Source organism: Lentisphaerota bacterium, from assembly GCA_016873675.1.
GTDB lineage: Bacteria > Verrucomicrobiota > Kiritimatiellia > RFP12 > JAAYNR01 > VGWG01.
Genome location: VGWG01000051.1, coordinates 1 through 21,109 on the forward strand (window position 1 = coordinate 1; position 21,109 = coordinate 21,109).

Sequence of the window (21,109 nt, forward strand, 5' to 3'; positions counted from 1 at the left end):
CGTTTTCCAGCCGGCCTGTGGGACAGCATGGCTGATTCACGGGCGAAATCCGGGCGCTTTTCGTCACTCGCAGGAAAAAATTCGACACACGACATTTCGCAAATCCACCTCAAGCGCAAACCCGGCCCCTCTCTTGCAAGGGGTTACGAAGCGCCCTGCCCGTGAAAATGAGCCTGTGGGATGCTAGTGATATTAATTGATAAGCAATCGCTTTTCGGCACACCCCAGTCGGCGTCGGCCCATACGAGCTGAAATCATGCTGGAATTTAGCTGACGCAAACATCGTTTAATCATTGCAGACGCGCGCTTTCCAGTCAAGTTCATCATCCGCAGATGTCAATTGTTGATGCACGGACGGCACCCTTCTGCTATAATCCGCGCCGTTCATCAATCCAGCAGGAAGGATCAAGCAATGGGGTGGTTCACCAATCCGGCCGCAAAGACGGCCTCTACGCCGACCGAGGCGATCTGGGCAATCTGCCCGGCCTGCAAGGCCTATGTGCCGCAGGCCGAATGGAACAACGATCTGCGGGTCTGCCCGCGCTGCGACTACCACGACCGGCTGACCTGCCGGCAGCGTGTCGCGCAGATCTGCGACAGCGGCTCATTTTCGGAGATCAACGCCACCGTGTCGGTGCGTGATCCGCTGAAGTTTGCGGACGCCTCGGGCGCCTACGCCGACAAGGCGCAGGCGGCCGTCAAGAAAACCGGCGAGGGCGAGGCCATTCTCACCGGTACCGCGCTCATTGACGGCATCCCCGTCGTGATCGGCGTCATGGACTTCCGCTTTCTCGGCGGCAGCCTCGCCAGCGGCACCGGCGAACGGATCCTCCTGGCCGCTGAGGCCGCCCTCCAGCAGCGCCGGCCGCTGATCCTCTTCTCCGCCTCGGGCGGCGCACGCATGCACGAGGGGATCATTTCGCTCATGCAGATGGCCAAGACCTGCGCAGCCATTTCCCGGCTGCAGCAGGCCCGTATCCCCTATCTCTCGGTGCTCACCGACCCCACCACCGGCGGCGTCTCAGCCAGCTACGCCATGGTCGGCGACATCAATATCGCCGAGCCCAAGGCGCTGATCGGCTTCGCCGGCCGCCGGGTCATCGAACAGACCATCAAACAGCAATTGCCGGACGACTTCCAGACCGCCGAGTACCTGCTCGAACACGGGTTTGTCGACCACATCGTCCACCGCGGCGCGATGAAGTCCTTTCTGGCCCAGGTGCTGCGTTACGCATCACACCGATAAGCGGAGTGCATATGATTGAGATCGATTTTTCCAAGAAACTGACCCCGTGGGAGATCGTCCAGGTCGCCCGCCATCCCGGCCGTCCCGCCATCACCGACTATGTTCAGGGGATGTGCGAAGAATTCGTGGAACTGCACGGCGACCGTGCGTTCGGTGATGATCGGGCCCTGATCGGCGGTTTTGCCACCATTGGCGGTGAACGGGTGATGCTCATCGGTCATCGCAAGGGCAAGTCCGTCGAAGAGAACATCCACGCCAATTTCGGCATGGCCAACCCCGAAGGCTATCGTAAGGCGCTGCGACTCATGAAGCTGGCTGAGAAATACGGCATCCCCGTCCTCTCGCTGGTCGACACCCCAGGCGCCTACCCCGGACTGGACGCCGAGGCCCGCGGTCAGGCCGAGGCGATCGCCCGCAACCTGACGGAAATGGCGGCGCTGCGCACGCCGTTTGTGGTCGTGATCACCGGCGAAGGCGGCAGCGGCGGCGCCCTCGGCATCGCCGTGGGCGATGTCGTCCTGATGATGCAGTACGCCGTCTACTCCGTGATCTCCCCGGAAGGGTGCGCCTCGATCCTCTGGCGCGATGGCAAAAAGGCGCCCGAAGCCGCCGAAGCGCTCAAGATCACCTCGGAATCGCTGAAGAAACTCGGCGTCATCGACGAGATCATCGTCGAGCCGGACGGCGCCGCCCACAGCGACCCCGGCCTGGCGATCAACGCCGTCAAGAAGGCGGTTCTGAAGCACCTCAAGGCGCTCAAGAAGGTCGACACCGACACGCTTCTCCAGAAGCGGTACGACAAATACGCCGCGATGGGGCGCTAGCCGCCCCCCCCTGCTCCACAGATCCGAGATGCGGGAATAGGCGGAAAAACGTCTGCGGCAGGGGCGTGTCGAATGACAGGCGCTCTCCGGAATGGGGATGGTTGAAGGCTATGGCTTTTGCATGGAGGCACAGGCGCTCACGGAAAGGATCATTCCTCCCGTATTTAGGGTCGCCGACCACCGGATGTCCGATGTCTGCAAATTGGACGCGAATCTGATTCCTTCGTCCCGTCAGCAGATGGATTTTAACCAGGCTCATCGTTGCATTCTCGGCCACGACTTCATAGGCGGTTTGGGAGAGCTTGCCCTGTGTCGCATCTTTGACCGTGTAAACCAATAAATTCTCGCCATCTGCCAAATAACTGGTGAGCGTTCCGTGCCGTGCCTTCAGATGCCCCCGGAGCGCCGCATAATAGATCTTCTCATTGTTGGACCAGTTCTCTTGGAGACGGTGCTGAGCCTCCGCCGTCTTTGCAAACACCATGACTCCAGACGTTTCGCGGTCGAGACGGTGAACAAGGTAAACCTGTTTGCTCGACCGCGAGCAGCCTTTTCGGAGATAATGACTGAGGACATTTTCGGCGGTGAATGCTTCATCTTGGCGCGTGCCCGTGGATAGCACGCCTACCGCCTTGCAAACCACGAAGAGGTCGCGATCCTCGTGCAGGATCTCAACACCACGCGGCGCATACTTCCTTGAGCGTTTCTTCGTTGTCTCTGGCATAGGCGAAACCCGGAGCCGCGCACATCATCGAAGACGGATCGGAACAACGCGCGGATCCCTGATGGCAGGGATCCGTTTCCTCCCGATCACCGCTCTCCGACGCGCAAATATTTCTCCATCCCATAGGGAAAATCGTGCGGGATATAGTGATCGACGCGCGGGCCGCTGAGGCTGTGGGCGCGGGGAAAATGAATGAAGATCCACGGGCAGGCGTCTCGGATGATCGCCTGCATCCGGCGATACAGACCGAGGCGCGCGGCCTCGTCAGGGGTCCGCGCCGCCTCGTCGTAGAGCGCGTCGAAAGCCGGATCGCGAAAGTTGCATCGGTTGGGGCCGGGCGACTGGTTGGGGCCGTAAAAGAGCTGCAGGAAATTGAGCGCGTCGGGGTAGTCCCCGACCCAGCCGACGCGAAACATCTGCGTCTCGCGGCGCGACACCCGCTCCAGAAACGCGGGCCAGTTTTGGTAGCGCGGCTGCAGGTCGATCCCGATCCGATCGAAAAAGGCGCACAACAGCTCGGTCGTCTCACGCGCGTCCTGCGTGGTCCGCCCCAGATCGAGCGTGAGCGAGAGCCGCCGCCCCGTCGCCGGGTCGACACCGCCCGGATAACCGGCCTCGGCCAGGAGCGCCTTGGCGCGGTCCAGGTCGAAGGTCCAGGGAAAGGGCTTGTCCAAATAGCCCGCCACCTGAGGCGGCACCGCGCCGTCGGCGCGCATCACGCGCTGGTTGTAGAAGGACTCCCACCGTGCGCCGTCAAAGGCGGCGTTCAACGCCCGCCGCAATGCGAGGTTGGGGCCGACCACCGGGTCTTCAAAGTTGAAGGCGACATAGGCGACCTCCAGCGTCGCCATACTATGCAGCCGCACCCCGCGCCCAGCCCATTCCGGTGCCAGCATGCCGTCCTGCCCGATCACCGCGTCCCAATTGTCGCGCGCGATCTCTCCCAGGAAATCCAGTTCGCCGGTCAGGAATGAGAGCCACTGCGTCGCCGCATCGTCCATCACCCGGTAGCAGATCCGGTCGAACGGGCGCCCCGGCGTGCCGGCCCAGCCGCGCCACTCCGGAACCCGGTCAAAGACCATCTCGTAATTGCGCCGCCAGGACGCGAGCCGGTAGGCCGCCGACCCGACCGCGCGGGTGCCGAAATCCCTGCCGTACACCTCGACGGCTTCCTGCGGCACGACGGCGGCATAGGGCATCGCCATCGTCCACACGAATTCGGGGCTTGGGCGCACCAGCTCGATCCGCACGGTGCGATCGTCGAGCGCGCGCAGACCTTCGACGTGCAGACTGTAGTCGGTCGGCGCGCCCCCCGCCGACCGCTCGGCGAACGCCCGCATCCCGAGGATCTGATCCTTCACCAGCCACGCGCCTGACGATGCGAGCTTGGCATCGGCCAGCCGCTTGAGCGAGAACACCACATCCCGGGCCAGGACCTGACGACGCATCGGGCGCGTCTTGCCGCCGTCCCGCGCCAGACCGAAGCAGAGATCGGCGTCGAACCAGGCATTTGTCACCAGCCGGAACGTGTAAACCCGGCCTCCGTCGGAAACCTCCGGCAAGGCCTCGGCGAGACCGGGAATCAGCCGGTAGGGGCGCGCCGCATAATCGTATTCGACCAGCGTCTCGTACACCAGCCCCACGGCCCGGCCCGCATAGACCGCTGCCGCCTGAGCCGGATCGAGCGAGGCCACCCGGTCCAGGCTCCTCCGGAACACGGCCGCCTCCTGGCCTGCCGCGGCGCCCGCACACAGCGCCAGGAGCAGCGCGAACCGGTGCAGCCACCGGGTTCGCGGTTCGATCCAGTCACCCGGCGTTGTGTCCCTGACGGTCATGGTCTTGACTCGCGCTGTTTAGCAGCCGCCTGCTTGAGCGGGCTTTTCCGCAACCGCCGGATGAAGGTAGACGGGCAACGGCTCGCGCTTCGCGGCGTCGGGATCCGCGAGAAAAAGCCTCCCCACAGCCTCGGCATCCGGATAGGCCGCAGCCTGAACCACCCGGTCCGATCCAAACGCCGCATTCAGCGCGGCGCCGATACGCCCCCAATCGGAACTCGCCACCCGCGCCCCCGCGGGCACAGCCGACGCCACATCGCCTGCACGCACCAGCTCGAAATCGTCTGCCGTATGACTCGCCGCGCGCGCCCGGCCCTTGCCGTCGACCGCCTCCACGCCGCCGGCAGACGCCAGCCGGAACGCCCCGACCCACAGCCGCTCGCGGCGCGCATCGCCCACGACCGCCACCCCTTTCGGCGCAGCCGGTCCCGTGAGCATGCGGTACGCCAGCGCCGCCGCGCTGCTGACCCCAAACACCGCCACACCGGAGGGGAGCGCCAGCCCCTGCAAAGCGGCCAGCGACGAGCGAATGCCCGAGAACGATCCCGGCCCCACTCCCGCGCACAGCGCCCCCAGATCGGCCGGCGCAATAGCCTGCTCCGCCAGCAGCCCAACGACATCCGCCATCCACCCCGGCGCACGCGACGGTTCGCCGGCGACATCCCGGCATTGACCCTCCAGAATCCCATCCCGGAACACCGCTGCTCCAGCGCCCGGCGACGACCGATCAATTGCCAAAAGCCACATGATGCCCCCCGGCCGGTCATTCCGACACCGGCGACTTTCAACGTAGCTGAATCCTCCGTGGACGTCAAGCCATGCTTGCAAGGGCTTGCAATCCCATATCCCTCACGTTATCCTGATCGACGCTGATGAAATCCTACGACCTGATTTATGTCTTGCATCGCGAGGAGCCTTCGGAGACCTTCATCCGCCGCGAGATCGACGCCCTGCGCGCGATCGGCATCCCCGTGCGTGTCCACGTCCTCGACGGCCCCCAGGTGAAGCCGGCCGTCCCGCCCGGCCTGCGCCGCGCCCTCCTGCGCCAACTCGTCATCCGCCTCCTCGCGCCACCCGTTTCCCTCTCGTACGCAGCCAGGCTCATCCGCCACGCGCCATGCGCGCTCCGTCTTGCGGCCGAGGCCGCCCCCCTCCACTGCCCCCGCTTCCACGCGCAGTTCGCCTGGAGCGCCGCCGACGCCGCGGCCCTCGCCGCCGCCGCCCTCGGCATCCCGTGGACCTGCAGCGTTCACGCATGGGATGTGTTCACCCGTCCGCTCCGCGAAACCCGCGCCCGCCTCACCACGGCGGCGGGCATCACCGCCTGCACCCGGCGGGCGGCCGATGCCCTGCGCGCGGCCGGCATCCCCGAGGCGCGCATCCGCGTCATCCGCCATGGACTCGATCCCGCCGCCTTTCCATTCGATCCCGGCCGTCCCGCAGGCCGCATCGCCGCCGTCGGACGCCTGGTCCCGAAAAAAGGGTTCGACACGCTTCTGGATGCGTGCGCACTCCTCCGCAACGCGGGCGTTCCCTTCACCTGCACCCTCGTCGGCAACGGCCCGGAGCGTGGCCGATTGGAGCGGCAGGCTGCGGCCGCCGGTATCGCCGACGCCGTGATCTTCACGGGCTGGCTCGCTCCAGACGCCGCGCAACGCGTCATCGCCGGCGCCACGGTGCTCGTCCATCCCTCGCGCCGCCTCGCCAATGCCGATACCGATGGCTTTCCCAACGTCCTTTCCGAGGCGATGTTCCTCGGCACGCCGATTATCACGACGCCCGCCGGCGCCGCCACCGAGTTGCTCTCCGACAGCGCCCGTATCGTCCCGTCCGACGACCCCAAAGCGCTCGCGGAGGCCATCGCCGGCCTGCTCAGCAGCCCGGAGACCTGCCGCCGCCTCGCCGCCGCCGCCCGCCAGACCGCCGACCGGCACCTCGACCAGAACCGCCTCATCCGGCAACTAGCGGCGTTTCTCGAGGAGAGTCCCTGCGGGGATGGCTTCGCCGAGGCTTGACATTCCGGCCCGGTTCAGACGAAACTGTACGCGCACGCCTAGCTGCGCCTGTCGCGCGGCTTACGCGCCAATCGGAGACCCTCATGGAAGCATTGCTCACTTTGCTGAAGCAGAATGCGCGGGAATCGGACGACACCCTCGCCAAGATGCTGAACACCACGGCGGACGATGTGCATGCGCGCATCGCGGCGCTGGAGGCGTCCGGCGTGATCCGCGCCTACCAGGCGGTGGTCAACACCGACATCATCGCGGATCACAATGATGTCTGCGCCGTGATCGAGCTGCGCATCCGTCCCGAGCGCGAGGGCGGTTTCGACCGCATCGCGCAGCGGATCGGCAGGTTTCCGCAGGTGGTCTCCATGTTCCTGATGTCGGGCGGCTATGACCTGCTGCTATTCGTCACGGGCCGCAACCTCCAAGAGGTCGCGGGCTTTGTCAGCGGCACCCTCGCCCCGATCGACGGCGTGCTGGCGACCGCGACCCACTTTATGCTTAAAACCTACAAGGACCACGGGGTCCTGATGACCGGTGAAGACAATGACCAACGCCTCACAATCTGTCCGTGATTTCGTCGCGCCGCATGTGCGCGTCCTCCCCAAGTCGGGGATTCGAGCCTTCTTCGACATTGTCGCGAGCCGCAAAGACGTGATCTCGCTGGGAATCGGCGAACCCGATTTCCAGACGCCGTGGCATATTCGTGCGCGCACGATTGAGGCGATCGAGTCTGGAGCCACCCGCTACACCTCGAATCTCGGTTCGCCCGAGCTGCGCCAGGCCCTTGCCGCCTACACCGAACGCGCCTTTCACGTGAGTTACGACTGGACAAGCGAGATCGTCGTCACGGTCGGCGTGAGCGAGGCCTTCGACATCGCTTTCCGCGCCACGCTTTCGCCGGGAGACGAGGTGCTCTACCACGAGCCGGCCTTTGTTGCCTACGCGCCGCTCATGCGCACCACGCATGCCGTGCCCGTGCCTGTGGCCACCCGTCGCGCCGACGATTTTCGCGTGCGGGTCTCGGATCTCGAGAAGAAGATAACGCCGCGCACCCGCGCCCTGTTCCTCAACTACCCCAACAACCCGACCGGCGCCGCCCTGAGGCGGGAGGATGTCGAGGCTTTGGCCGCCTTCGCGATCCGGCACGACCTGCTGGTCTACACCGACGAGGTCTACGCCGAGCTGACCTACGAGGGCGACCGGGTCTCCATCGCCGCCATGCCCGGCATGAAAGATCGGACGATCTTTCTGAACGGCTTCTCCAAAGCGTGGTCGATGACCGGCTTCCGCCTCGGCTACGTCTGCGCGCCGCCCGCGCTCGCCGACGCCATGATGAAGATCCACCAGTACGGGATGATGTGCGCCTCGTCAATTAGCCAGGCCGCCGGTCTCGAAGCCCTGCGCGCCGGCGACGACGACATCGCCGGCATGCGCGACTCCTACCGCCAGCGGCGCAACTACATCGTCGCGTCGCTCAACGCCATGGGACTGGACTGCTTCACCCCGCCCGGCGCGTTCTACGTCTTTCCGAGCATCACCTCCACGGGCCTCTCTTCGGATGAATTCGCCCTGCGTCTGCTCAACGAAGAAAGCGTGGCTTGCGTTCCCGGCACCGCTTTCGGCGCGTGCGGCGAAGGGCACATCCGCTGCACCTACGCGACCGGCATGGAGTCGCTCAAGAAAGCCATGGAGCGGATGAGCGCCTTCGTCACCCGGCTGCGGGCATGATCTTCGCGCCTGCCTTTCACGAAGCCTTCATGCGCCTCGCTCTGCGCGAGGCGGCGCAGGCGGCGCGCGCGGGCGAGGTGCCTGCGGGCTGCGTGATCATCCGCCAACCCGACGCCCCCGACGCCCTGCCTGCGGGCGTGCCGCTCATCGGACGCGCCCACAACCAGACCGAACTGCTCAAAGACCCCACGGCCCATGCGGAGATGCTCGCCATCACCCAGGCCACATCCGCCGTGGGCGACTGGCGCCTCACCGACACCATCCTCTACGTCACCAAGGAGCCGTGTCCCATGTGCGCCGGCGCGATCATCCTCGCCCGCATTCCGATTGTGGTCTTCGGCCTCGCCGATCCCAAACGGGGCGGCGGCACGGTCTTCAACCTCTTCGACCATCCCGGCCTCAACCACCATCCGCAAATCCTCTCCGGCGTCCTCGAAGCCGACTGCCGCGACACCCTCACCGCCTTCTTCCGCACCTGCCGCGACGGCGGCATGGGCAAGCCGGGGGAAAAGCTGAAAGCGGAACGCTGATTGACGGATAGGACGTACAAGCAGCCTGTTCCGATGAGCGGCGAGTGACCCCAAGACGTAATATGTGGCGGTTTTCAGGTCGGGAATGGGAAGCCGGACGGTCCGACAGGCGCGGGTGGGCATGCAGCCTGCCCGGGGAACCACGGAGGGTCGGATGTGTACGATGGCGAAGGGCGGCCCCGAATCTGATGAGCGAGAGCGCCAGAAGCTGATTTCTGTTGTTGCGGTCGGCGCGTCAGAATCCGTCAGTCGTAACCAGTTGATAAAGTGTGATTTGCTTAAATTGAAGAATGGCGAGATGTGACCCCTATGACCAAGGTTTGTGCTTATGTCAGAAAAGCAATTTCTTACAACCACCCATGGCCGCGCAGCCGGCAGAACCGGCTGTCGCTCATACCGTCGCCGGGTAAATGAAAGAGGAGCCTGCTATGCGTATCAGGCCTGATTGGGTTTTGTCACGGCGTACGAAGGAGTCCGGATGATCATTGCGGCCCTCTTCTTTCTTCACTGCAAACTCCGGACATGGCTCCGGTTGGTGCTCGTGATAACCATCATCGCGTCTTTTGCGCATTGGCCCGCAGGGTATGTAATCGCCGCACTGTTGCTGCCCATTCCCATCCTGCTCTGGCTCGTTCCCTTCTCGGTTGTCTCGTGTGTTTCGCGCCTGCCGGGCCTTCGCAAGCTGCGTCAGGGGAACAGTGATTTTATCGAAGGTGTGTTGCTCTCCAAGGATTGTCCCATCGTCAAAGCCGCCTCCACCAGACAGATTGTCCGCCGGTTGAGCAGTGCCAAACACGGGCTGATCGCCGATATTCTGGTCAATGAACTGATTCGCAGGAACGCCCGCGATGCCGTTGCGAGGATCTGCACGTTCTGCGAAGGCAGGGATCCCGGGGTTGCGGTGGCCTTCTTGAAAGCTATGGAGAAGCTGGGGGCGGCGACTGTCGTATCGCATGTGGAACGGCTCCTCGGCGACGCCACGCGCGAGGTGCGCGTCGCAGCCGGCCGTACGCTCATGGCACTGGATGCGCAAGCCCACAGCGCCAAGCTCGCGGTGGCGCTGGACAAGGATTGGGATCGAAAAGATCTGCAGCAGTTCTTTGATGCGCTGCTGGGGCTGAAACCGGATGTCTTGCGTGCACGATGGAATCTCGTTCCCGTGGGCGTTTGCCAGGCTTTCTTCGACCCTTCCTGCTTTGGGGATGTTGCTGCGGCTGAGCTGCGCCGCTACCAGCCCTATTATGATTTGTTGGCGGAATCCAGGGACAACGTGTTGAACCGCTATGCGCGAAGCTTCCAGATGATACTGAACACGGAGGAGGCGCGGCAGGCGGCACCAGGCGCCTGTGCGTCATGGGAGGAGATCGAGCGGGTCAGTCTTGCGATCACGCCCCGCAGGTTCACGTGCGAGCAGGGTCGGGAAATGTGCATGAGAATGGGCCCATCGTATGCCCTCTCGCTTCAGCCGGGTGCGTGGTCGTTCGAACTTGAGAGCCGCTTCGACTGTGAAGAGAGGTCGCCGGAATCGTCGGATATTCTGCGGCTGACACTGCGCACGGCGGATGCCCAGGGAACCGTGTGGGAGTTCCAGTATGTGATTGACGCGGTCGAGTTGCTGTGGAAGGCGTATTGCGAAGGGCCGCGCAACGCCCGTGCGTGGTGGCATCGGGCCAAACCGGAGTGGCGTGACGCGTTCGAGAAGACTGCCCTGATGAAGGGGGTGCATGTGTTTACAGATGCACGCGAGGAGCGCAAGGTGGAAATTGGCGATGATGTTGTTATCCTTTATACAAAATACTTCGGCGCCGTGTTTCATTGTGCCGTCCTAACCGGTCGGAGTGCGGCAGAGTTTTGTCTGCTTGTCGGGGTCACGCACATGCAGGATCCTGACATGATCGCGGTTCCGCCCCACATCACTTGCCTCCCCCTGTTCAGCCTCTTGGCCTACCTCCCGCCATTCATGATCAATGATGAAACGTCAGGAGACTTCGTTCATGGGAATTGCTATGAGGTCAACCGGACATCCCGGATGGCAGAGCCACAACCCGTGGAGGTCACACAACTTGCAGGGGGGTCTGTGAGGACGGGGGTCTGTGAGTCTGTGGGGACAGAGAACGAGTAGCGCCGGACGTACAAGCAGCCTGTTCCGAGGAGCGGCGAGTGACGGTTCTGGACGGATCACGCACGTTGATGTCACGTTCCATGGCGTTGCTGCAGAATCCGGCCAGCAATTCTAAATTTGATCGCATCCGTTTAGTCGAAATCGAAATCGCTATCGGGGTCGAATTCCCATCTTTCCCGTCGATCCCGATCCCGATTTCGATTTGGAAACCGAAATCGACGACCATAATGAGAATTGCTGGAATCCGGCATTCCTGTCTTGGCAAGGACTGCGGCAAGGGGTATTCTATCCGCATATGGCAACTGTCTTCATTCTCGTGAATTGTCTCCTGCTTCTGTTCTGGATCCGTCTCTGGGCGGACACACGGGGCGAGTTTTACTTTAATCCGTTTCTCTCGGGGCCGATCCGGATGGTCGACGCCGTGGTCAACGCCCTCGGCCTGCCGCTCAAACTCACCTGCCTGCTGATGCTGGCCGTCGGGCTTGTCTTCCGCACCGCGATTGCCGTCCGCTTCGGCCACGAGTGGACGCTGTCTCTGGGATCGATCTATCATTTCAGGCCCACGATGTTCACCTTCCCGAATCTGCTGGTCTTCAGCGTGCTCGACTTCCTGCTCTTCATCGTCCGCCTCTGGACCGCCTACTTCCTGATCCGCCTGATCACTCCGTCCAGCCGCATGGATCGCGCGACCGAGGCGTTCGAATTCTCCGTCCGGCCCTTCTCGCTGCTGACGCCTCCCCTGCGGATCGCCCTGCTGGTGATCGTCCACCTGCTCATCGTGATGGAACTCCGCATGCTCGAGACGAATCAACTCGCGGGGATGAATCCCTTGGATATCGGGGGCCAGGTGCGGTCCCTGCCCGTGGCCGACTGGCCGGCCGGGGTGATTTCCGGGATCACGCTCGTCTGCATGGCCGCCGCATCGCTTGCCGACGGACTGGATGTCATCCGCCTCGCCCTGGTCACCTGCGTCATCGGCGGACTGGTCGCCATGCTCATTGGGAATCAGATCTTTCGTCAGATTTTTGCCGAAAGCATGACCGTCATTCTCGGGCGGTTCGCACGCGCCCCGTTGGTCGCCGGGATGATGGACTTCACCCCGCTCATCTTTTTCTTTGCGCTCCGCCTGATTTACAGCCTGTGTTCGGCGTTTCTCCTTGCGCTCACCGCCATGATCTCCTAACGCCACGAGGCGCCATGCCCGCACTCGTTCCGACAACCGGGGGTTCGCTCCTGACCGTCAAAGTGCAACCCCGCGCAGCAGCCGACGCCATCGCCGGTGTCGCCCCTGACTGGGTGCGCATCCGCCTGCGGGCACCGCCTGTCGACGGCAAGGCCAATGCCGCCCTGTCGGCCTTCCTCGCCCAATCACTCGGACTTCCCGCACGCACCGTCACGATCCTCTCCGGCGCAACCGGCCGCCTGAAACGGGTTCGCATCGCGGGCCTCGCGCCCGACGCGGTGAGGCGGATCCTGGCACTTGGGGCACCCGCGCCATGACCCTTTTGCGTTCCAGACCGTTCGCGGAATCGGCCCTGGCGCTGCTGTGCGGCGCCGGCCTCGCGCTGCTGCTCGACAGACCGTGGGTAGGTGCCGTGACGGTTGTTTGCTTTCTGCTGCCGGCCTGGTACGCCTCGCTGATCCACGCCTGGCGCTTCACCGAAGACCTCGCGGTGACGCTGGACCCGATCGATCCCGATCCCGCGCAACTGGCGAGCGCCTTCCGTTCCGCTGCGGCACATGCCGCCGCTTCAGGCGCGCCCGCCACCCTCTGCATCCGGCCAGTCTACGTCCGCGAGGGCGGGGCCCTGCCGGTCATGCTGACCCTCAATGCGAAACGGCAGGTCCTCGGCGGCGCGGGCGGGCGCATCGCCCCCGGCTTCACGGCGCACGACTGGCTCCCTCGCCATCCCCTGCCGATCCAAGTCGGCGACAGTCCGGTCTGGGTCCGTTTCACGGCTGATCCTGACAAGCGCCTATCGACCCGCATCGTCCAGCCGCTCGCAGCCGGCCCGGCCCTCGTGTTCAACGGGGCGCTCTGCGCCGCGATCCTTCCCGTCTCCGGCCCCGCCGCGCTCGCCGCCGCCGCCGCCCTGCTTTTGCGCCACGCCTGTTTGCGGTCGGGGATGGATGCCTGAGGCGCTTGCCCCACCGGCCGCCAGAGTCAGACGAGCGTCACCCTGTACACGGCTTTTAGCTGGTCAATCGACGAACGACGTAAAAGGGAACCCAACACTTGTCTTGCGTTTGGGCGGCATAGGCCATACCCTGTCATCCGTGGGTTTGTGGCAACCGGGATACTGAGGAGGATGTAAACATGCTGCATCGATTAACGAGCGTGACGGCGATGTTGAGTGTCGCGGCGGCGGCGTGGGGCGCCGACGTGACGGTGACGCTGGTGTCCGGACTCGGGGAGAACGCGGTTTCGATCGAGGACAAGCAGGCCTTGTGGAAGTCGCCGTTCGGCGGATGGGATATCACGACGTGGCCGTTCACCCTCCGCGTGGACGGGAATTATGTTTTCCAGTACGCCTCGACGCAACAGAAACTGCTGAAGCAGGCGGGGGAGAGCGGCCCCGAGTCGGTCGTGACAGCCGCCGTTTTGAGTGAGGTCTTCGGGCTTCCAGACGATTCCGTGAATGCGGAGACGCTGTTGAATTTCCGGTTTGATCGCCGCGCCGCAGAGACGATCCGGCTAGCTGCGGGCAAACATGTGCTTCATCCGTTCGGAATGGAATTCACGGTCGCCGACGATGGGACGCTGACGACCGATGATCCCCGATTGCGCATTGCCCCAAAGGCGTCTCACATCGAAATGATCTGTTACCCGGTTACGGTGAAACTGGTGGAGGGGCAGCGATCCGTTGCCGGGTGGATACAGCTTGCGTATGGCGCCACGGCGTTGCTTGGCGGATTGGACAGCCTGTTTTCGGAGTACGACAAGCAGGGTAAACTGGCGCCGGGAACCGCCATGAAATCGGGGTTTCGGCGCCTCACGGTATACCTGCCGGCCTCTTCCAAAGGAGGCTTCTATGATGTCAATGGGGTGAAGTTTGAAGTGAGCGGCGAGGGAAAAGTCAAGCTGGCGCCGGACGCGAAGGCCCGGTGCGACGATGATCGCACCCTCTTTGTCGACAGGCCGGTCGGGAAGCCTGTTGTCGCCGCCGTGAAAAACCCGCTCGGAGTGAGTTGGGGGGGAGCAGCGGGTGAAGTGAAGATCGTGTGCGATACCGAGTCGGTGATCGTCAATGCGGGGCTGAAAATCCCCGGTGGTGGCGCGAAATCGGAAACGGGAAGCACGGCGGCGCGAGATGCGCGCAGCGGGTCCGCGATGGTGATGGTCCCGGCGACCGGAAACCCGGTTGTGCAGATTGGCGGATTGACGGCCCGCCTTCCGGCATCTGACGCGCGCTGGCCGCACAGGCACCTCGTCTGCAACATGGCCAACGGCGTGAGCTGGGCGGTGGAGACGCCGCCGCTGGAGGCTCAGCCGGGAGCCGAGTGGTCGTGCCGCATCACATCGGCGGCGGGCAAGGCGGCGATACCTGCGGCACTGAAGCTGGACGTTGTGGCCGTTGCGGATGGCGTGACAGGCGCTGAAATGGCACTCTCGTCGGCCGCCGGCGTCTTCACGGGCACACTGCCCGCCAAGCCCGGCTTCTGGCGGTTGCGGGTTGCGGCGACCGACGGCAGCCCGCTTCAGGGGCAGACGCTGGGGGTGGCGTTGATTGGCGACCAACCCGTCGCTGCGGTCTCGCTGTTTACCGTCAACAACCGCGCGTTGCTTCGGCGCGGCGACACGCTGGATCTGCTCTGGGTCGCCCGCCGCAAGGCGGGATCCACTGCCGCGGAATGGCCGGTGCGCCTGCGCGGAGTGGGGCTCGATGCCGCAGTGGGCCGCATCGCCGTTCCGGCGGGGGGAGACGGTTCGACCGCTGTCAGCGGGCACCTGGCGGTGGACACGGCCGCGCTGGCGGCGGGCGAGTACACGGCCGTCGTCGAGGCGGATGGCGTGGCCGGCTATCCGTTCCGGTTCCGGATCTGCCAGCGCGAGCGGCTCAGCAATTTCGATGTGTACTCGTTTTCCATTCACACGACGGCCGCACGACCCTATCCGGGTTCGCCGGTGAACGCCTATGTCGGGGGGGTCGACCTGGGCGCGCCCGGCGTGGCGCTGTTCCTGGCGGACGGGGACGGGTCGCTCGACGGGCTGTTCGGCGCCTATGCTCAGGCGCCGTTCGGACCGGCACGCGAGATGTTTGCGCGGCCCGGCATGGACGAGCGGAAGGGCATGGCCCTGGCGGCCATGGGCGTGCATCACGCGCCGACATGGCCCGAAGCGCATTCGTACGAGGCGTCCAACCCGAAGCACACACTCCCCGAAAACCTCGCGTGGGTGCGGCGGCGCATGGCGCTCTATGCGCAGGCACATGCCGACTATCCGGGGGTCGACGGCTTCGATTACGGCTGGAATTGGCAGGAAAACGCCAAGGGCTGGTGGAGCGATTCCGGCCCACGTCTGGACGCGTGGCAGCCGGAAGCCGCGAAGCAGTCGGAAGCGGCGGCATGGAAACTGACGCAGGAGATGTGGCCGAACGTGGTTGCGAAATATGCGCATCTCAAGCCGATCAACAAGACGCTTTCAGACAAATGGCCGAAAGAACTGGCGGATATTCCGGGGCTTACGGAGAATCAAATGAAGTATGTGAAAGCGGTGACGCCAAACGGCTGGAGTCTGCGACTGCCGAACACGTTTGCGGAATGGTTTGCCGATCTCAATGAGATACTGCCCGGGCTGACCCACCACGCCCACGTTTCCTCGCCCGGCCTGGGCGGCGGCATCCAATACTGGAGATGGCACGGCAAGACGCATCGCAACTCGGTTGATTTCTCGGAGCGATTCCTTTCGCCCTTTGACGGATGGCGATCTCCCGCAATCATGGCCATGGACAACCGTGAGAAGCAGAAGATCCAGTTGGCCATCCAGAGCCACGGCGGGCGGGCGGCCGATATCCCGGGCCTCTTCGCGGCAGCCGGGCGGGGCGTGGACGGTTTCGCGTTCACGGATTTCTCGGACACGAGCGACCCGGACACGATCGGGCGCGCCCGCGTGTTCGAGCGGTTCGGATCCTGGTTCGTTTCCTTCGATCCGCTGACCGACGTGGCCCTGTTCTGTGCCCAGGATGGGAATGCCGTGCGCACGGCCCTGCACGATCTGGCCCGCATACGGCGGCCGGCCACGATGGTGGGGCCGCGCGACGTCGAAGCCGGCGAGCTGCTGAAGTACAAGGTGTTGCTTCTGCTGGGCATCGGCGATGAATTGCCGCCTGAAATCCTGACCGCGTTCCGCGCCTTCGAGTCGGGGGGCGGCGTCATCCTGAAGGATGATGCGTGCAGCAAGGAGTTGCCGGGACGATTCATCGGGCTTGCTTACACGGGTCAGACCCTGTCCGGCAGTTGGGGCGGCGCGCAGGCCGGAGGAGAATACGAGCACACGTATGTCTGGAAACTCTTCCTGGAGAAGCAGGATGCGCTGGTCAAGGCGTTCGCCGGCGCGCCCCAGCCTCCCGTCATGACGCCGGATACGGATGTGCTCCTTTCACCGCTGGCCGGAAAAGAGTCGATCATCTGCTTCGTCATCAACAAGACCGAGGTTCCGCTGGAAGTAACCTTTCCCGATGAAAAATCGAGCCGTTTCCGCCAGCAGAATGTGCTGCCCAAAATCGGCGAACTGCAGGTGGAGAAAGGCTGGCATGTGCACAACCTGCTAACCGGCAAACCGGCGCCCGCCGAAAGCACCGCGAAAGGGCTTCGTGTGCCTCTGGAACTGACTCGTGCCGAGGGGGAGATCTATCTGCTCACCCGGCGGGAGCCCACGCGCATGACCATTCGGGTAGACCGCACGTCACCGATCAACGCGCGTCTCACCGGCGGGCTCGCCGATGCCGAGGGGACGCTGCTGGCCGACCCCATGCCATTCGAGGTGATCTTAACAGGACCGGAGGGCGCGACGCTGTTCCGCACGTTCGCCTCCATCGGGCCCGACCACCCGTTCGATCTTCCCGTGCCGGTCATGTCGGCGGGGGCGCGGCCGGACCTGGTTCTGCGCGACCTGGTGCTCGGCACAACCGCCACCCAGGCATTGGAACCCGCCGCGCCGGCCGTGGTGACTGTCCGGCAAGCGCCCGACCTGATCGGCGGCGAGACCAAGATTCTCGCCTTCCTCTCCGAGCGCCAGAACAAGGGACCCGTCACGATTCTTCTGGACCAGGGGCAGGACGCGTATCGTCCGGTGGCGGAGAAGATCGCGGCTCTGCTGAAGCAGGGCGGGCGCGAGGCGCGCGTGACGATCTTCGACGCAGCGGATATCCAGCCTCTTCATCTGCGCTGGTATCCCCAGCCGGAGGATATCCACGTCCTGCACAGCGTCACCAATGCCTCCGCTTGGGCGTGGCGGATCAACATGAGCGTGTGGGCATCTTTTGAGAAAGACAAGTATGGCGCCATTACCAAGACGGATTATGCCAAGCCGAGCGCCGGCTACGCCGAAATGGGGCCGCGGTTGCGGCACGATGCCGACGTGGTCCTGTTCGGTCTGCCGTCCGACAACCGCGTTGCTGACGATCTGGCTCCCTGGCTGAGGCGGGTCCCGACGGAGAACTACCCGGCAGCGGGCGGGTTCTTCGTCCATTATCTGTGGTCGCCTTTCCGGGCCGGGTACGACGCCCTGTACGTGGGCTGCCGCGATGTCGCCGGCGCCGAGGCGGCGGTGGCCTGCCTTGCCGGCTTGAAGCCTCGCACCCCGCCGTCACCGCCGTCCTGGCCGGAACAGCAGCCGGTGGTTGTCCGCGGCGGAGCGCCCTCCCCCGTGGAGAACATGGCCGACGTCCTCGGCGGCACGCAGATCGTGAGCCTGGATTTCTCACCGAGCGGAAACCGCCTCTTTGCGGCAACGCTTTCCTATGGAGACTGGCTGTTTGTCATGGATCCGGAAGGCGCTATTCTGGAACAACGGATGCCTCCGGAAACCCAGGTGTTTCCCAACTGGTACCGGTGGGGGCGGTATGCCGCGCCGCTCAGCGACACGCTGCTGCGCATCAATCTCTGGGATGGCGTTTATCACTACGACCTCACGCGCGGGTGGATCAGCAAGGCGTCCAAGTCGTCTCTGGTTGAAGACCCGAAGGCGGGCAGGATTTTTCAGGGCGACTCCGACCAGCTGCTCGCGCTGGACCCGCAGGGACGTGTCCTCTGGCGCTACGAAGACGCGGCCCACTCGCCCGACCTGAGCGCCGTGCGCGACGTGTCGCCGCGCGCCATCAGCGGCGACCGGCGCGTCCTGCTGGTTTCCGCTTATGCGAAAGGAAACAGCAGTGCGTTCATCACGCCCTCGGTCTTGGGGCTCGACTGTGCGACCGGAACGGTTCTGTGGCAGCGCGCCGGCATCTTGCTCAATGCCGGCAAGGTCATCGCCCTGGATGACCGGTTCATTGTCATGGCCGACGATCAGTCCGCGCACGAACTGATCGCGGCGGACGGGCGCGGGGGGACAGCGATGTCTTCCTTGCGCGGTAGTCCGGATTGGGTGCTGCAGGTGCCGGGACGGAAGGTTCTGCTGATTGCAGAAAACGACTATTTCGACTGGCATGGCCCGGCGTCACGCGTGTACTTCCGCCCGCTCGAAGGCGGCGCGGACCAGGATCTCCAGGTGCCCGGACGGGTTGTTGCCATTACGCCCGCGCCCGACAACACCTCCTTTGCGGTGGTGACCTCCGTCAACCGCTCGCTGCTGTTTGCGTCGGACGGAACGCGGCTGTGGGAGACGGAGACCCCGTCGGCAACCCTTCTGCGATTCTCGCCGGACGGCAAGACCATCGCGACCGCCGGACGCGACGGCGTGGTGCGTCTCTTCAATTCCGCCGATGGAAAGCTCCGGCGCGAATCGGACCTGAACATCGGTAACAGCATCACCGCGGAGAAGTACGTCAAACAGGAGCGCATGGGCGATGTGCCCAGAGAGAAGGGCCGGACGCCGCAACCCCTGCCGCCTGAACCGTCGTACCTGAAGTCGTTGCCCGTGAAGCGTGTTTCCTTTGGTCCCAACCTCGCCCCGCCGGAGCGGATGCGAGAGCTGCTCAAACCGGCGGATCTCGTGGCGGTTGACGGCGACAAGCCCGGTTATCTTGGCACGCTGAGCGGGAGTGTCACACTGCCGCCGATCCCGGTGACGGCCGGAACCACCTACCTCGTCGAGTTGCTCAACGGGGCCGGCATGTCGACCAACACCGCTTCGATGCTGCGCCTGGAAATCTCCGTCGTCGGGAAACAGAAGTCACAGAATCTTCCCTGTACGGTTCGCTTGCCGGTGGATGCCACGCTGGAGCGGCGCCGGTTCGCGTTTCGCGCCGACGTGAATGATGAGGTGGCGCTGACGATGCGAACGATTCTGCCCACTGTCGTCACCGTGCGGAATATTAAACAGAAGAGCTTTGACAAGGTTGAGACCGGCAGCAGTCCAATCGTGATCGGCGATGTCATCGTGTCGGCCATTCGGTTTCCGGGGCGAAACATGTTGTTTGACGGCGGCCCCGGCTCCCGTTCCAAGCCTTCCGGCTCATTCACCTGCATGTTGTATGCCCTGAACGATGCAATCACCGCCACGCAGGAGATCGATGTCAAGAGCCCGACCGTTCCCCTCCAGTTGGTTAATGGAGCGATTGCCAACAACAAGACGGTTTGGGACAAGATCAATGAGCGTCCGGAGGGTGTCGTGGCCTATGCGGATGCGGTCGTCCGTTTCGACAGACCGTCGGCGCTTTCAGCGATTGCAGTCTACGAAGACATGACCGGGCCGGTGATCACGGAGGGTGATCGTGTTCGCGAACGCACCACGATGCGGTATGCCGTGGAAGTGCGCAACACGGCCGGACAATGGGCGCGCATCGGCGTGGTATCGGAGAACCGGCAACTCGTTAACATCTTCCCGTGCCCGGAATACCCTGTCGACAGCATTCGGTACGTCTGGGCCGGGCGCCATGACTACCTGAACCTGGGCCGCACGGACGGGTTCGTGCGCACGGCGCAGATCGAGGCGTATGTCAGCGGAGAGGCGCTGGATCTGGAATATCTGATGGAAGTGAATGAAGCGGGAGATCTCCCCCGGTTTGATTGACGGATGTTCGTCGTCGAATCAACGGAGGCCTGAAATGTCGACGTGTTCCCCGGTCACCATCCCGCCAGCCAATGGTTTTCACCAGAGGCTGGATTTATCGTTCAGCGCGGGGCCGTCACTGTGAACCGTGATACGACGCGGATATCGCCCGATGACGCGCCGATGAGCACGTCGTATTCGCCGGGCTCGACGACAAAGGCATGCTTCTCGGTGTCCCAATACGCCAGCTTTTCGCCGGGCAGAGCGAACGTCACGGTCCTCATCTCTCCGGGCTTCAGCGCAAAGCGCTGGAACCCGCGCAGTTCCTGCAACGCCCGTTTCACGCGGCTATTGGGCTTGCGCACATAGAGTTGCGCCACCTCCTCGCCTTCGCGCGCACCGGTGTTCTTCACGTCTGCGGCGACGGTGAGGGCGCCGTCTGCGGCAATCGCTTGGGCCGACAGGCGCACATTCGTGTACGTGAACGCCGTGTAGCTCAGCCCGTGGCCGAAGGGAAACAGCGGCTCGCCGCGGAGAAACATGTGCGTAAAGCCCTGGGAAATATCGTACTGATCTCGTGAGGGGACCTGCTCATCCGAGGCATAGACCGTGTGAGGCAGGCGCCCGGCCGGGTTCTCGTCGCCGAACAGGACATCGGCGATGGCATGACCGCCTTCTTCGCCCGACCACCAGGCCTGGAGGATCGCGGGGACATTTTCCTTCAGCCACGGCACGGCGAGGGGCCCGGCACTCATTTGTATGACGACGGCACGCCTGTTCGCCGCGAAGACCGCCTTGACCAGTTCCTCCTGACGGCCGGCCAACTTCAACGTCTTCCGATCGAGCGTCTCGTGTTCGACTTCGGTCGTCGTGCCGATACAGAGCAGGACAAGATCGGCATCGCGGGCGGCGGCGGCGGCCTTCGCGATCGAGGCACCTT

At 64.1% G+C, this 21,109-nt stretch carries 16 protein-coding genes; 12 read left to right on the forward strand and 4 right to left on the reverse strand.

Features of this window, described 5'->3' with window-relative positions; genetic code table 11:
- Nucleotides 1-346 precede the first annotated feature (346 nt).
- Together FJ222_07740 and FJ222_07745 are read left to right on the forward strand one after the other, a co-directional pair.
- On the forward strand, nucleotides 347-1,246 hold the full coding sequence (locus tag FJ222_07740; GenBank protein ID MBM4164316.1) for an acetyl-CoA carboxylase carboxyltransferase subunit beta: 900 nt from the start codon (nucleotides 347-349) through the stop codon (nucleotides 1,244-1,246).
- Between the two features lie 11 nt (nucleotides 1,247-1,257).
- Nucleotides 1,258-2,070, forward strand: a complete 813-nt coding sequence (locus FJ222_07745; GenBank protein ID MBM4164317.1) for an acetyl-CoA carboxylase carboxyltransferase subunit alpha — start codon at nucleotides 1,258-1,260, stop codon at nucleotides 2,068-2,070.
- Here FJ222_07745 and FJ222_07750 read toward each other — a convergent pair.
- The 3 genes from FJ222_07750 to tsaB form a co-directional block, all read right to left on the reverse strand.
- Nucleotides 2,003-2,794, reverse strand: a complete 792-nt coding sequence (locus FJ222_07750) for an RluA family pseudouridine synthase (protein ID MBM4164318.1) — start codon at nucleotides 2,792-2,794, stop codon at nucleotides 2,003-2,005. The two genes, FJ222_07745 and FJ222_07750, sit on opposite strands and share 68 nt — an antisense overlap.
- A gap of 86 nt (nucleotides 2,795-2,880) precedes the next feature.
- Nucleotides 2,881-4,629, reverse strand: coding sequence for a hypothetical protein (locus FJ222_07755; GenBank protein ID MBM4164319.1), 1,749 nt, complete (start codon nucleotides 4,627-4,629; stop codon nucleotides 2,881-2,883).
- Nucleotides 4,630-4,647: 18 nt separating this feature from the next.
- A complete protein-coding gene (tsaB, locus tag FJ222_07760) occupies nucleotides 4,648-5,376 on the reverse strand; it encodes a tRNA (adenosine(37)-N6)-threonylcarbamoyltransferase complex dimerization subunit type 1 TsaB (GenBank protein MBM4164320.1) in 729 nt (242 codons plus the stop codon).
- A 125-nt stretch (nucleotides 5,377-5,501) separates the two neighbouring features.
- Here tsaB and FJ222_07765 point away from each other — a divergent pair, with 125 nt between their 5' ends.
- The 10 genes from FJ222_07765 to FJ222_07810 all read left to right on the forward strand — a co-directional run bounded on the left by FJ222_07765 (nucleotide 5,502) and on the right by FJ222_07810 (nucleotide 20,190).
- Complete coding sequence (locus FJ222_07765; GenBank protein ID MBM4164321.1) at nucleotides 5,502-6,644, forward strand: glycosyltransferase family 4 protein; 1,143 nt, start codon at nucleotides 5,502-5,504, stop codon at nucleotides 6,642-6,644.
- An 83-nt stretch (nucleotides 6,645-6,727) separates the two neighbouring features.
- Nucleotides 6,728-7,210 (forward strand): Lrp/AsnC family transcriptional regulator, encoded by a 483-nt coding sequence (locus FJ222_07770; protein MBM4164322.1) that lies wholly within the window; start codon nucleotides 6,728-6,730, stop codon nucleotides 7,208-7,210.
- Entirely contained in the window at nucleotides 7,182-8,366 is a 1,185-nt protein-coding gene (locus tag FJ222_07775; GenBank protein MBM4164323.1) for an aminotransferase class I/II-fold pyridoxal phosphate-dependent enzyme, read from the forward strand. The genes FJ222_07770 and FJ222_07775 overlap by 29 nt, the downstream gene beginning before the upstream one ends.
- On the forward strand, nucleotides 8,363-8,896 hold the full coding sequence (locus tag FJ222_07780) for a nucleoside deaminase (GenBank protein MBM4164324.1): 534 nt from the start codon (nucleotides 8,363-8,365) through the stop codon (nucleotides 8,894-8,896). Before FJ222_07775 ends, FJ222_07780 begins: the two co-directional genes overlap by 4 nt.
- A 478-nt stretch (nucleotides 8,897-9,374) precedes the next feature.
- Nucleotides 9,375-11,018, forward strand: a complete 1,644-nt coding sequence (locus FJ222_07785; GenBank protein ID MBM4164325.1) for a hypothetical protein — start codon at nucleotides 9,375-9,377, stop codon at nucleotides 11,016-11,018.
- Nucleotides 11,019-11,056: 38 nt separating this feature from the next.
- Nucleotides 11,057-11,338: a hypothetical protein gene (locus tag FJ222_07790; GenBank protein MBM4164326.1), complete on the forward strand. Its 282-nt coding sequence runs from the start codon at nucleotides 11,057-11,059 to the stop codon at nucleotides 11,336-11,338.
- Nucleotides 11,314-12,201 carry a hypothetical protein gene (locus tag FJ222_07795; protein ID MBM4164327.1) on the forward strand — a complete coding sequence of 296 codons (888 nt, stop codon included), beginning with the start codon at nucleotides 11,314-11,316 and terminating at the stop codon, nucleotides 12,199-12,201. Before FJ222_07790 ends, FJ222_07795 begins: the two co-directional genes overlap by 25 nt.
- 14 nt (nucleotides 12,202-12,215) lie before the next feature.
- Complete coding sequence (locus FJ222_07800; protein MBM4164328.1) at nucleotides 12,216-12,518, forward strand: DUF167 domain-containing protein; 303 nt, start codon at nucleotides 12,216-12,218, stop codon at nucleotides 12,516-12,518.
- Complete coding sequence (locus FJ222_07805) at nucleotides 12,515-13,156, forward strand: hypothetical protein (protein ID MBM4164329.1); 642 nt, start codon at nucleotides 12,515-12,517, stop codon at nucleotides 13,154-13,156. Before FJ222_07800 ends, FJ222_07805 begins: the two co-directional genes overlap by 4 nt.
- A gap of 179 nt (nucleotides 13,157-13,335) precedes the next feature.
- A complete protein-coding gene (locus FJ222_07810; GenBank protein MBM4164330.1) occupies nucleotides 13,336-20,190 on the forward strand; it encodes a hypothetical protein in 6,855 nt (2,284 codons plus the stop codon).
- Between the two features lie 101 nt (nucleotides 20,191-20,291).
- Here the strand turns inward: FJ222_07810 and FJ222_07815 are convergent.
- On the reverse strand, nucleotides 20,292-21,109 hold an 818-nt coding region (locus FJ222_07815), incomplete at its 5' end, for a family 3 glycosyl hydrolase (GenBank protein MBM4164331.1).